Source organism: Rhizobium sp. IBUN (assembly GCF_000510625.1).
GTDB lineage: Bacteria > Pseudomonadota > Alphaproteobacteria > Rhizobiales > Rhizobiaceae > Rhizobium > Rhizobium altiplani.
Genome location: NZ_AZNV01000077.1, coordinates 1 through 13069, shown reverse-complemented (window position 1 = coordinate 13069; position 13069 = coordinate 1). Strand labels below are relative to the sequence as shown.

Annotated in this window: 9 protein-coding genes and 2 pseudogenes; 5 read left to right on the top strand and 6 right to left on the bottom strand. The window is 59.0% G+C overall.

The annotated features are described in order from the left end of the window. Positions 1 to 518 (bottom strand): annotated as a pseudogene (locus RHIBUN_RS34585) (helix-turn-helix domain-containing protein); the annotation flags it as partial. Positions 519 to 804: 286 nt separating this feature from the next. On the opposite strand from RHIBUN_RS34585, the gene RHIBUN_RS0132160 reads away from it, so the two are divergent. The 4 genes and pseudogenes from RHIBUN_RS0132160 to RHIBUN_RS0132150 all read left to right on the top strand — a co-directional run bounded on the left by RHIBUN_RS0132160 (position 805) and on the right by RHIBUN_RS0132150 (position 4470). Beyond that, positions 805 to 1242, top strand: coding sequence for a universal stress protein (locus RHIBUN_RS0132160; protein WP_025662788.1), 438 nt, complete (start codon positions 805 to 807; stop codon positions 1240 to 1242). A 499-nt stretch (positions 1243 to 1741) separates the two neighbouring features. Continuing rightward, positions 1742 to 2164, top strand: a complete 423-nt coding sequence (locus RHIBUN_RS37830; protein WP_245271788.1) for a hypothetical protein — start codon at positions 1742 to 1744, stop codon at positions 2162 to 2164. A gap of 242 nt (positions 2165 to 2406) precedes the next feature. Then, positions 2407 to 3789 (top strand): annotated as a pseudogene (locus RHIBUN_RS34580) (methyl-accepting chemotaxis protein); the annotation flags it as partial. Between the two features lie 387 nt (positions 3790 to 4176). Then, positions 4177 to 4470 (top strand): hypothetical protein, encoded by a 294-nt coding sequence (locus tag RHIBUN_RS0132150; RefSeq protein WP_025662787.1) that lies wholly within the window; start codon positions 4177 to 4179, stop codon positions 4468 to 4470. A 47-nt stretch (positions 4471 to 4517) separates the two neighbouring features. On the opposite strand, the gene RHIBUN_RS0132145 is transcribed toward RHIBUN_RS0132150, so the two are convergent. From RHIBUN_RS0132145 to RHIBUN_RS0132120, 5 genes are all read right to left on the bottom strand, one after another. Next, positions 4518 to 5834 carry a glucoamylase family protein gene (locus tag RHIBUN_RS0132145; RefSeq protein WP_025662786.1) on the bottom strand — a complete coding sequence of 439 codons (1317 nt, stop codon included), beginning with the start codon at positions 5832 to 5834 and terminating at the stop codon, positions 4518 to 4520. A 164-nt stretch (positions 5835 to 5998) separates the two neighbouring features. Further along, positions 5999 to 8446, bottom strand: a complete 2448-nt coding sequence (locus RHIBUN_RS0132140) for a phosphoketolase family protein (protein ID WP_025662785.1) — start codon at positions 8444 to 8446, stop codon at positions 5999 to 6001. Between the two features lie 30 nt (positions 8447 to 8476). Beyond that, on the bottom strand, positions 8477 to 10183 hold the full coding sequence (locus tag RHIBUN_RS0132135; RefSeq protein ID WP_025662784.1) for an SbmA/BacA-like family transporter: 1707 nt from the start codon (positions 10181 to 10183) through the stop codon (positions 8477 to 8479). A gap of 177 nt (positions 10184 to 10360) precedes the next feature. Further along, positions 10361 to 10657 (bottom strand): hypothetical protein, encoded by a 297-nt coding sequence (locus tag RHIBUN_RS0132125; RefSeq protein ID WP_051085606.1) that lies wholly within the window; start codon positions 10655 to 10657, stop codon positions 10361 to 10363. Positions 10658 to 11024: 367 nt separating this feature from the next. Further along, on the bottom strand, positions 11025 to 12218 hold the full coding sequence (locus tag RHIBUN_RS0132120) for an MFS transporter (protein WP_025662783.1): 1194 nt from the start codon (positions 12216 to 12218) through the stop codon (positions 11025 to 11027). Between the two features lie 423 nt (positions 12219 to 12641). Here RHIBUN_RS0132120 and RHIBUN_RS34575 point away from each other — a divergent pair. After that, positions 12642 to 13069: alpha/beta hydrolase (locus tag RHIBUN_RS34575; protein WP_025661312.1), on the top strand; the 428-nt coding region annotated here is incomplete at its 3' end.

Genomic DNA, 13069 nt, shown 5'->3' with positions numbered 1-13069 from the left:
AGCGCGATGCCTGGTCGGTGATCGTCAGGGGGTAACAATATCGGCCGTCGCCCAGCTTGAACTCGCCCTTGAAGTCGGCGCACCACAGATCGTTGGGGCCGCCGACAGCGCCGTGCCCATGGCCTTGTTCGCCCGGTTCCTCTTACGGGCCTGGCTCACAAGGCCGTACCGGTCGAGCACCGCATGCACCGTGCTTCTCGCNGGGATGCGCACGTCGCCGGCCAGACGGCGCACCAGAAGCTCGCGAATCTTGCGCGCCCCCCAGTGCGGCTTCTCCTGTTTGCAACGAACGATCATCGCCTCGACCGGTTCGGGCAACTGGTTGGCATAGCGCACCGGCCGCCGGGACCGGTCCGTCAGGCCTCCAGCCCGTCCTCCTTGCAGCGATTGAAGATCTTGTAGCCGGTCTTGCGCGAGATCCCGAACGACCGACACACCTCGCTCATCCCTTCGCCCTCCAGCAAACGGGCGACAAATCCAAGACGCTCGTCCATGACCGAAGTCTCTCTCCACGGCATCCACACCTCCCGACCAAAATCGAAAAATGTAACCCATGTCTCCGGTACGTTCTGTCACCTATCTCTCAGGTCGGGCATCGCCTACCTTGGCATTAGCAGCTGCGCTTTGCCACGTTCCGCGATGCCCTCTCGTGTTCGCACGCCAGAGTCTGAAGTCGCGCGCCCTCCGTCGCATTCGTCAATATCGGAAAACATGTTCGGCATCTTGACGCGGATCAATGTTCGACATGGACAGTCCGCTAGGTTTGGATGAATTTATTGCACCACGATCTGGAACGGATGTCCCATGTACAAGCGTATACTCATTCCAACCGACGGCTCGGAGCTTGCTTCCAAGGGCGTCGATCACGGTCTTGCACTTGCAAAGGCGCTCGGCATTCCAGCGACGGTCATCAACGTCACGGTGCCGCTGGCTGGCTTTGCGCTTCAGGGAGTTGTTCAGGCACAGGCCATGGACAGCTATACTCACGCGGTGAAAGAAGACCTGATCGAGATCGAAAGAATTGTCCGCGACAAGTCGGCGAAAGCGCAGGTGACGGTCGATTTTGTCTACGAGATAAATAGCTCTCCTGCTACGGCCATTCTCGAGACTGCTCAGGCAAAAAACTGCGACCTGATCGTTATTTCCTCACATGGGCGCACGGGCATCGGAAGAATGATACTTGGCAGCCAAACCCAGCAGGTCCTCGCCAATTCGACCGTTCCTGTTCTTGTCGTCAGATAACGGCATCGGCATTCGTGGACTCTTAAGGCGTCTGGCAAAAGCAACAAGGGATACGTCGACGTTGCCCAGTGGAGCGATCCTTAATGGCCAAACTGAGCAAGAGCGATACTTCAAATAAAAACAGAGTGACTAAGGGCAAACGCTATTACATCTGTTGATATTACCTAGCAACAAACACGATTTGAGTTTTGTTATGCTATGCGCTATTTAGATATTCTGCAAATTGACGAAAATCAATTATAACTTTTTCTCGAACTTTACATTTTATTAGCCCAGGAATGCTATGCGAACTATGGAGATTATTCAAATCTTGAAAGATCAAGGTCAGATCTCCCGATCGGAACCACTGCGTCGCGCGCATTTTGGAAAGTAGTGTTTTGCGACGTTTCGGCCTCGTGGTCTTGCAACGTTGTCGGCGAAATGACGAGCGTCCGGCCACTCTTATACAGAAGCCGGAATTCATGACGATCGCGCCGGTTTCCCTAGGCGAATAACCGACATGAATTTACCCGCCTTCTTTTCACGTATCAGCACGAAACTCGCCCTCATGTCCGCTGCCGGCATTGCGATGATGCTCGTCATGCTGGCTGGCCTTTGGTTAGAGGATCGCTCGGTCGGCCAGAGCGCCATACTCGAACGGCAACAGGTCGGCGCATCACGCGACTATGTCGAGGCCAAGGCCGCCATTCGCGGCATGCAGATCGAGAGCCTGAACATGCGCCTGGCGGACGCCATGGACGAGGTGCTGCAGGCCAAGTCCGCCGTGCGGGACAATCACGACGCAGCCATCAGAGCCCTGGATTCGGCCCTGTCGATCCTGACAATCCAGGTCAACCAGGAGCGGGTGAAAAACATCAAGGCGCTGGTTGACGAATATTACAACACGAGCGCCAGCTCGCAGAGTTCCTCCGCACGAAACTGAGCGCGGCGGGCGTCGACGCAAGCCTCGCCGCCAAGGAACGGGAATTCGTTACACACCAGATCGATCTCATCCAGAAGACGATGTCCCTCCTCGATGAGGCCGGCACGATCGCAAAGGGCCGTGCGACAACAGCCGCCGCAGCTTCGAACGTGGCCCTCAATTCGATGGAAACCACATCGCTCGCCGGTGGATTTCTCGTGATGATTACTCTTCTCGGCGCCGCTCTCTTCGGCGCGAAAGCGGTGGCAAAGCCGATCGGTCGTATCACCGAAAACATGAGTGTCCTGGCGAGCGGCAATCTCGCCGCCGAGATCCCTTTCACTGGGCGCAGCGACGAGATCGGCGACATGGCGCGCGCCGTCGCAGTGTTCAAGCAGAATGGCCTCCGGGTTCGCGAGTTGAATGCACACGAAGCTGCCCTTCATGCCAAGAGTGTTGATCTGCAGTCGAGCATCGGCGTGGTGGTCTTGGCCGCCGTTGGCGGTGATTTCACGCGGCGTATCGCCAAGGACTACGGCGATGCCGACCTCAACCGCTTTGCCACGCAAGTCAACGAACTGGTGGCCTCCGTCGATCGCAGCGTCGCAGAGACCGGGCGTGTCGTGGCTGCCCTTGCCGAGGGTGATTTGACCGAAACGATGCGCGGCGAGTTCCAGGGCGCCTTCGGCGAACTCAGGGACAATGTCAACGCGACCATGGCCAACCTGCGCTCGGTGCTCGGCGAGGTGCGCGCCGCCGTCGACACGATCAACAGCGGCTCGAGCGAAATACGCAGCGCCTCGGACGACCTCTCCAAGCGCACCGAACAGCAGGCGGCTTCGCTGGAGGAAACCTCCTCCGCTTTGGAAGAGATCACCGTCGCGGTGAAAAATTCCACCGAACGGGCAACAGAGGCGCGCCATATGGTCGACGAGGCGCGCCGCAGCACCGAGCGGTCGAGCGCGGTTGTCAAGGACGCCGTATCAGCCATGAGACGCATTGAGCAGGCCTCGGGCGAAATCGGTCAGATCATCAACGTCATCGACGAGATCGCCTTCCAGACGAACCTGCTGGCGCTCAATGCCGGAGTGGAAGCGGCCCGCGCCGGCGAGGCCGGCAAAGGCTTCGCCGTCGTCGCCCAGGAAGTGCGCGAACTGGCGCAGCGTTCCGCCAATGCCGCAAAGGACATCAAGACGGTCATCGGCCGCTCCAGCGCGGAAGTCGACGCAGGCGTCACGCTGGTGACGGCAACCGATGAGGCGCTCGGGCTGATCCAGGGGCATGTGATCAAAATCAACGAACATGTTCATTCGATCGCGACGGCCGCGAAGGAACAGTCAACGGGACTGTCGGAAGTCAGCATGGCGGTGAATGAGATGGATCAGGTCACCCAGCAGAATGCTGCCATGGTAGAGGAGCCGACAGCGGCGACCAACCGGCTGGCGGACGAGGCTTCGAACCTCTCGCGACTGATCGCCCGCTTCAACCTCGGAACAGGCGGCCCGGCTGCGAGCGCGTATTCCGCTCCACGCGCCACCCGGGATAGCGGGCCTGCCGCCTCGCCGGCCCGCAAACTGGTGGGGAAAGTCGCGGCCGCCTTCCACGGCAACGCCGCTCTCGCCCATGACAATTGGGAGGAGTTCTGACATCGGCGTACCGCGCTGGCAATATCTCTGATCGGGATTGGTGATGAGACCGCATTCACCCTAACGGGATTGATCCGACATGCCGCATCATAAATCAGCGCAAGCTGCATGATGCGGCATGTTCCACACCGGGCAGGCAAGTCCTCGATCGTCGGTTACATCACCTCGCTCTCGGCTCGCCGCGTTTGAGCGCACCGTTGAAACTGAAGCCGCCCGATGCCCAGCGAATTCTCGGTAGAACGAGCCGGCAGGCGACAGACCGCAGAACAATTGCTGTTCTATGCTTGCGCGAGCATCCTATTCGAGAAAACACCGGAAATAGAGGGTCGACTGTAGGTTTGACTTGCGACATTGTAGTATTGCTGCAGTTCACGCGGGGTGCATGTCATGTCGTACTCGCAAACGTTCCCAGTCTATGCGTCCGTTCTGGTGACGGGCGTTGTTGCACCGCTGTTCGCGTTGTCGGCGGCCGAAACAGCGGTCGTCAAAACGGTGCGGGATCCATCGATATCAATCCTCGTCAGAGCCGACCTCGAACAAGGCGCGCTATCGGCGCCCGCCACCTCGATTGACTGGTGGTTGCGGGACGATATCGTTCATACGTCGCAGGCGACGGACGGGACGAAGAGTGTCTTCAATCGAAATTGGCTTAAGGACGACCAGCTTCGCGGCTCCCACTGATCAACTTGGCAGGGCATCGTTGGGTGGATCGCCGCGGGCGGCCCCGCCTACAGCCAGCCGCCGGTGAACCCCGCTCGCCGCAACCCCCTGACAATAGGCTCGCAATCACGCATCAGCGTCCACAAAAGGCCGGTGCGGTAATTCTCAATCATCAGCGCCACCGGCCCCTGGTCAATCCCGAAGTGGTACGGGCTGATCCACCAGCCAGTCGGACTGTCCGGATCCTTGAAGGTCTGATTGAATGATGGCTTGAAGCCGTAAAGCCTAGTCATCCCCAGCTTCATGCCCGCGAACTTCCGGACGGTCGGAAGGACAATCTCGGGCGCAAAAGGCAGGGATGCCACGACAACCCAGGGCGCTACGGTTCCGTCATCGGGCCCGAACGGCGCGCCACGGGCAACATAATCGAAGAACTCGCGACGAACCCCGCCGACATCCGCCTTCACCCAGCCCGGGCCGTCACACGCGGTAAATCCCCAGCAATGCTCACCATAACCCTCGAACTGCATCGGATTTCGGATTGCATATTCCTGATGGACAAAGGTCGCTTGCCGGCTATTCTGGAAGTAGTCGCTGTCATGCTCGCGCATGAATTCATCGCGGATCCCGCGGAAATCGATCCACATATGCGATAGCTGGTGGGTGAACAGCGGACCGGAATAGAGCAGCTCGCGGCCGTAGATGTTCCGCCATTCGTAGCTTTCCGTGTAGGCCTCATAGCTCTCGGGCGGCAGCGGATGCGACGGCGATCCCAGCCCCAATATGTAGAGAAGCAGGCCTTCGTCATAACCACGCCAACGGTAAGGAATGAAGCCATTCTCGGGTCGCCAGCCATGCGTCAGGGTAGCGCCCTGATCCCGCGCCCAGTTCCAGTCTGCACGCTCGTATAGCGCCGTCGCAAGCGTCCTGATCTTCGCTTCTTCGGCGCTCTCCCCGTCAAAATAGGTGGCGACTGTCAGCGCACCAGCGAACAGAAAGGCCGAGTCGATCGTCGATAGCTCGCATTCCCACACCCGCTTTCCCGTCTCGATGTCGAGAAAATGATAGAAGAAGCCCTTGTAGCCCGAGGCGTCCGGCTCGGGGCCCTGGTGGCATTGCATCAGGAATTCGAGCCTGCGCCGGACCATCTTGACGGCAAACTCGCGAATGAGGACGCCACGTTCCACGACGACAGGAATGGTGGCGAGCGCCATGCCGATGGCAGCGATGCTTGCCGGTGCGCCGGGTTGCGTCTTGTCGCGAACGAGGCCGTTGTCCGGGTTCGTAGAATGCAGATAGTAGAGCACCGAGGTGAACTGCAGTCGCGCAAAGTCCTCGTCGGTCAGCCCCGACTCCAAGTTTGGCCTGGGTGACACCGCAACCATGGCTTCCCCTCCCATACAGCTTTGCAATCGCTTGCCGCCAACGGCATCGTACCAATACGCACTTCGCCACCCGAACGGCGCCAGCAGCAATCTGCGTCCTCTGCATCGTCTTTGATAGTGCCCCCTGGAGCAACGGCTCCGGGAGCACCTGGCTGCGCCGAACGCTACGTGTTGTCGCCTTCCGTCGATGTCCTTTGCTTGCTTGCCGCCCCTCCGAGGACGCCCCACTTCCAGCCGGTGATTTCAGGCATGTCATCACCGTGCTTTTCAATGTAATGCCGGTGCTCGATCAGCTTCTCGCGGATCGCTTGCTTGAAGTAGGCGGCGCGGGCACCGAGTTGCGGCAGTCGATCGATGACGTCTTCGACAAGGTGGAAGCGATCGAGCTGGTTCAAAACGACCATATCGAAAGGTGTCGTCGTCGTCCCCTCCTCCTTGTATCCGCGGACGTGCAGATTGTCGTGGTTCGTGCGCCGGTAGGTCAACCGGTGAATCAGCCAGGGATATCCATGGAACGCAAAGATGATCGGCTTGTCCCTGGTGAAGAGCGCATCGAAATCGGCGTCGGAAAGCCCATGGGGGTGCTCGCTCGACGGCTGCAACTTCATGAGGTTGACGACGTTGATGACGCGCACCTTCAATTCCGGTAGATGTTCGCGGATCATCTGCACCGCCGCCAGCGTCTCCAGCGTTGGCACGTCGCCGCAGCACGCCATGACGACATCAGGCTCGCCGCCCTTGTCGTTACTGGCCCATTCCCAGATACCGAGGCCCTGGGCGCAGTGCTTGACGGCTTGATCCATGGTCAGCCATTGCGGCGCCGGCTGCTTGCCGGCAACGACGACGTTCACGTAGTTGCGGCTCCGCAGGCAATGGTCGGTAACGGAAAGCAGCGTGTTGGCATCCGCCGGCAGATAGACGCGGATCACCTCGGCCTTCTTGTTTACCACATGGTCGATGAACCCCGGATCCTGGTGGCTGAAGCCGTTGTGGTCCTGGCGCCAGACATGCGAGCTCAGGAAATAGTTGAGGGACGCGATCGGACGGCGCCATGGAATATCGTTGCACACCTTCAGCCATTTGGCGTGCTGATTGAACATCGAGTCGATGATGTGAATGAAGGCTTCATAGCATGAGAAGAAGCCATGCCGCCCTGTCAGAAGGTACCCTTCAAGCCAGCCTTGGCATTGATGCTCGCTCAACACCTCCATCACCCGGCCATCCGGCGACAGGTGGTCGTCCTCGGGATAGATTTCGGCCATGTAGCAACGATTGGTGACCTCAAGCACGTCCTGCCAGCGGTTCGAGTTGTTCTCGTCGGGACTGAACAATCGGAAATTCTTGGTGTTCAGGTTCAGTTTCATGACATCGCGAAGAAACTTGCCCATCACCCGGGCAGATTCGGTCGTCGTCGCTCCGGGGCTAGGTACGGAAACCTCGTAGTCACGGAAGTCGGGCAGCCTCAGGTCACGCAGGAGCAGGCCACCATTCGCATGCGGATTGTCGCTCATCCGGCGAATGCCAGTCGGGGCTAGCGCAGCGAGTTCGGCGCGCAGCTTACCGTCGTCATCGAAGAGCTCTTCGGGCTTATATTCCTTCATCCACTGCTGAAGGATCTTGATGTGTTCCGGCTTGTCCATTTCGCCCATCGGGACCTGGTGCGACCGCCAGTAATCCTCGCATTTCTTGCCGTCGATTTCACTCGGGCAAGTCCAGCCCTTTGGCGTGCGGAAAACAATCATCGGCCAGGCCGGGCGTTTCAGATTGCCCTTCTCGCGCGCCTCCCCCCAGATCCGCTTGATCTCGGCAACGGCTGTATCCATCGCTGCCGCCAGTTGCTGCTGCACCTTGTCGGGCTCGTGCCCTTCGACGAAGAGGGGCGCATAGCCCATCCCCTCGAAAAGCTTCCGCAGCTCCTCCTCGGGAATTCGGGCTAAGAAGCATGGATTGGCGATCTTGTAGCCATTGAGATGCAGGATCGGCAGTACGCATCCGTCACGGGCTGGATTGAGAAACTTGTTGCTGTGCCAGCTCGTGGCAAGCGGGCCGGTCTCCGCCTCGCCGTCGCCAACGACGCAGGCGACGATCAGGTCCGGATTGTCGAAGGCCGCGCCATAGGCATGGCTCAAGGCATAACCCAGTTCGCCACCCTCGTGGATGCTTCCAGGCGTTTCAGGGGCGACGTGGCTCGGAATGCCGCCGGGAAAGCTGAACTGCTTGAATAGGGTCTTCATCCCTTCGGCGTCCTGGCCGATATTGTGGTAGACTTCGCTGTATGTCCCTTCCAGGTAGGCATGTGCGACCAGCGAAGGTCCGCCATGACCCGGCCCGATCACGTAGATCATGTTGAGGTCGTCGCGCTTGATCACGCGGTTCAGATGCACATAGAGCATGTTCAGGCCGGGCGACGTTCCCCAGTGACCGAGAAGCCGCGGCTTGATATGCTCCCGCTTGAGCGGCTCTCTCAGTAGCGGATTGTCGAGCAGATAGATCTGCCCGACAGAGAGATAGTTCGATGCACGCCAATAGGCGTCCATTAAGCGGAGTTCTTCGGCCCCAAGCGGAGCACTCGTCTTCTGATGGTCGTTGGTTGCACGAGCGGCGTTCGTCATCATCAGCCTCCTATCGACTTTTTTGTCGTCTCAATTTGCGTGCTTTGCACCGCTGCCGTTCCCGCGGTCATGCGGCGTATTCCACTGCCATGCGCCACTATCGTCAAAGTCCAGGATGGCGTCATAGGATGATATGTCGGCGGCGCTTCCGATATGAACGCAGGCGATGCCGTCATTTGCAAAGCGTGTCATGATCCGGAAAAGTGTCTCCCAGCCAACCATAGCCTCGGTTCTCTCAAGCAAGATGACATGCGGCTTCGCAACGCATGCGCTCGCCAGCATCAGCAAGCACTGCTCTCTTTGCGTCAGAACGGTATGCCATTCCACTTCTTGTTGAAATTCCTCGATCTTAGAAATGCGCTGAAGTTCAAATTCGGCAAGTAGCAGCGCAATGCGTTCGTCCGAAATTTCCGGGCTCGCGGCCGGGGGAATGAACAGTTGTCGAAGTGTCCCTGGCGGAAAATAGGGGTGCTGCGGCAGGAAGCGTATGCCTTCAGCCGTGGGGCGAAAAATCTGGCCGGTGCCGGGATAAGCAACACCTGCGGTAGCCCTGAAAAGGGTGCTCCCTTGGTCCTCTCGAGCGCATGTCACCAGGACGCGGGCACGAGGCGGGATGGCGACGGTCAACTCCTGCAGCAACGACGATCCGTCCCGCTCCGACAATATCGTGAGTTTCTCATACGACAGGTCGTCCCGGGTCTCATCGACCTGAATCTTGGCACCCCCCTTTGGTCTCTCTATCGCCTCCGAAAGAGTACTCAGGCGCGCCACCACTGCAAAACTGGAGATCGAGTTGAATTGGTTGATGATCAGCGAAAAAGCGCCCACCAGCATGGCGAATGCTGCCGCGGACTGCGTAATCACCCCAAATTCGATATCACCGCGGAAGAAGGCCGGCGCGACAATCAATGCAGGGATGATCTGGATCAGCCAGTTGTAGCCCGTCGTGAAGAAGCCGACATTGCGGTTCACCGATGTTATGTTGCGAAAGTTGGTCACCAGGTCATCAATTCGGACCGCGAGAAAAGACTTCATGCGCGGCTCGCTGCCGGTCAGCAAAATTCGCTCTGCGTTCTCCCTTGCTTGGATGAGCCCCGTGCGGAAACTCGCCTCCTTGTCGAGCTGGTCATAGTTCAGCTTGATGAGCGGGCGGCCCAGCCAGACCGTGAGAAACGAGCCGCAGGCAGCATAAAGGACCGCCACGGCGAACAAGACGGGGTTGATGGATAAAAGTACCCCTGAAAATGAAAGGATCGTTAGCCCGCTGCTGAAGATCATGAGCAGGAAGGACAGTGTGGTCACGGTAAATGCGCGGATATCTTCGGAAATGCGCTGATCCGGATACGAGAGTCCTCCCGAAACACCGAGGCGATAAAAGGCTCCGTCAGTAAGATAGAGATTGACGGCGCGACGCGTCAGAAAGTCTCTCCATGTGAGGGCCAGCCGCTCCTCCGTAAAGCGCGCATAAACCGATGCGATCGTGGAGCCGGCAAACACGAGAAGATAGAATATGGCCTGCCGGACAAACTCAGCGATCTGCCTGTCGGCGATCGCCGTCATGAAGTTCCGGCCCACGAAGTTATTCAGCACATTGAGCCCGTTGATCGCGAGGAAGAGCACGACAAGGCATGCCGTCAGAAGCTTTGCCGTGCCGCCGACCTCCGAGGACATGAAAACGCGCACCGAGCGCAGAAAGCGACCAGCCGTTACCCTGAAAGGAGTTCGCAGCTCTTCCATGCTCCTCCCAACCTTCACCTAGAAAATGAAGCCCGCCTCCCCGACGGCCTCCTCGAAGGCTATTTCATGCGACGTAGGTTCAGGCCCAACGTCGAACGACATTCCGGCACTTCTCCACCGCCCGCGCGCATGCTGGCCCTGGTCCGGCCAATTCTCCAGAGCCAGTGCGTTGCGGGGCTAGGATTTAAGGTCGTGCGCCTGCCCTGACTCGCGCAATTCCTTGAGGGTTTTGCCCAAGCAGCTTCCCCCGTCGGATCCGCCCACGGCCTTTGCTTTACCGTCCAGCGTAATCGTCCCCGCAATCCGGTCGGAGGCTGAAAAAGTGGCGGTGCCGTCTTTCGTCACCCTGGACAAATAGAATGCGTGGTAGGTGCCCTTGTATTCACAGCTGATAACCATCGGAAAATCGTCAAAGGGATCTTGTGCGTATGCGAACGCGCTGGTCAGAACCGATGCCCCACAAGCGACGAGCATTGCAATGGATATATTGAGAAATGCAGTGATACTGCGAAGCGACACATGTTCCATTGATCGAACCCCAACTGCGTGAAGAACGCGAATTCGCAAGGTGTCTCTAGGCATGCATTCAAGTGGCTATCAGCGGCTGTAAGTATGTCGCAGCATGCCGCTGTTAGGCAAGAAAATTGTGGTCAGCAAGGACACAATTTTACCGGGAAAAGAGGCATCTTGGAGGAACACCGAGGAGCGCGCCTCCCGGGGCGCCGCCTTTCCCCACCTAGTTAGGCGCACAGGTACTCCACCGTCCATAGAAGCAATGGTGGCCAACGCGATGGGCTCACGTCAACCACCGTTCCCGGGACGTCGGAATTCGCCTCGCGGGTTAGGCGGGCTGGGTCACAGTATCGCTATCCGCTGTCGAACGACCGTCCAGAGCGCCACTCCAGAGCGTCAGGACCAAGGCTCCGCCCACGAGAATTGCGCCAACCCAGGGTGTCGCCTCAAGCCCCAGCGAAGATTCCACCACAAGGCCGCCGATCCATGCGCCCGCGGCGATACCGAGGTTGAAGGCGGCGATATTCAGGGCCGATGCCACATCGACGGCGGCGGGACGAACCTGCTTCGCCAACTGCACGACATAAATCTGCAGGCCGGGCACGTTGGCGAACGAGAGGAAGCCGAGTGCCGCCAGCGTCGGGACGACCAGCCAGGGCGATGGCGCGGTGAAACTGAAGAGTACCAGCACGATCGCCTGGGCGATGAACAAGCCGGTCAGGGCGCGTACCGGGCTGCGATTGGCAAGTTTGCCGCCGGCGACGTTGCCAATGGCGATCGCGATGCCATAGACCACGAGGATGATGCTGACCGTGCTGGCAGCAAAGCCGGTGATCTCCTGCAGGATCGACGCCAGGAACGTAAAGGCGACGAAGGTGCCGCCATAGCCAAGTGCGGTCATGGCGAAAACGATCAACAGGCGGCCGCTGCCGAGCACGCGGATCTGGTCGCCGACGCTGGCGGCCGGTGCCTTCTTGAGGTTCGAAGGCAGCAACACTGCAATCGCAACGAAGGCAATCGCACCGAGGCCTGCTACCGCCGCAAATGTTGCGCGCCAGCCGAAGATCTGACCGATCAGAGTGCCAAGCGGGACGCCTGTTACGATGGCGACCGTCAAGCCCATGAACATCATCGCGATCGCCGAGGCGCGACGGTTCTCGGGAACGAGATCAGCTGCGATCGTCGAGCCGACGGAGAAGAAGACGCCATGTGCGAAGGCTGAAAGGACGCGCGCAACCAGCAACGGAGCATAGCTTGGGCTGATTGCCGCCATGCCGTTGCCGACGATGAAGAGCGCCATAAGGCCGAGAAGCAATGGTTTCCTTGCGATGCGCCCGGTCAAAGCCGTTAGCACCGGCGCGCCGAATGTGACGCCGAGCGCATAGACGCTGACAATCAATCCCGCCAACGGCAGACTGATCTGGAGATCTGAAGCAACGGTCGGCAACAAGCCGACGATGACGAATTCCGTGGTTCCGATCGCGTAGGCCGCGATCGTCAAAGCAAAGAGAGCAGTTGGCATGATGTGCCTCAAAATGATGTTGCCGGTCTGCCGGCTTGGTTGACTGGCGAACATATGGAGGCACTGGATTTCGGTGATAAGCGGTCACTTGGTCCAAGCATCTGTGAACCGAATTCACAAAACGACCAAACCTGGCACGACCAAGAGCAGCAGACGGATTGCCTGGCAACCAAGCGGCAGGCAAAGCTCGTTGCGGTTCGGTAACACTTACTTAAAACTCGTCGTGGCCCTAGGGCATGGAGCGCGAATTGCACGTAACATTCGCGTCGTTTCTGTGAGAGTACTTCACCAAAGCCCGGCCACCGTAAGGTGCTTGCGTTTCAATGAGGGAACCGGAACGTGATTGCTGCCCGTACTGTTCGGACACTTGCACCTTTGCTCGTCGCGGCAGTTCTTGCCAGCTGCGGTCATCCAAGCGGAGTCATGGCCCCTGTTGCGCTATCGGCGGCAACGCAGAATACCTCAAAGGTCAGCATGCTGGTCGCAACCACGCGCGAACCTTCCGGCGACCCGGCGACGCTCTTCACCGGCGAACGCAGCCCAAAGCCCTACCTGACGGCGGTTGACGTCTCCATTCCGCCGAAACGGGCCTCAGGCACAGTCCAATGGCCGAAGCGTCTACCGCCCAATCCCGCAACCGATTTTGCGGTGACCAGCGTCAAGGAGATCGACACCGTTCCAGAGGGGCGCGCCTGGTTCCACCAGAACATCCAGGGCGGGCATGCGCTGGTCTTTGTCCACGGCTTCAACAACAAGTACGAGGATTCCGTCTTCCGTCTGGCCCAGATCGTCCACGATTCCGGGATGCAGGCGACCCCTATCCTCTTCACGTGGCCGTCACGCGCGCAGCT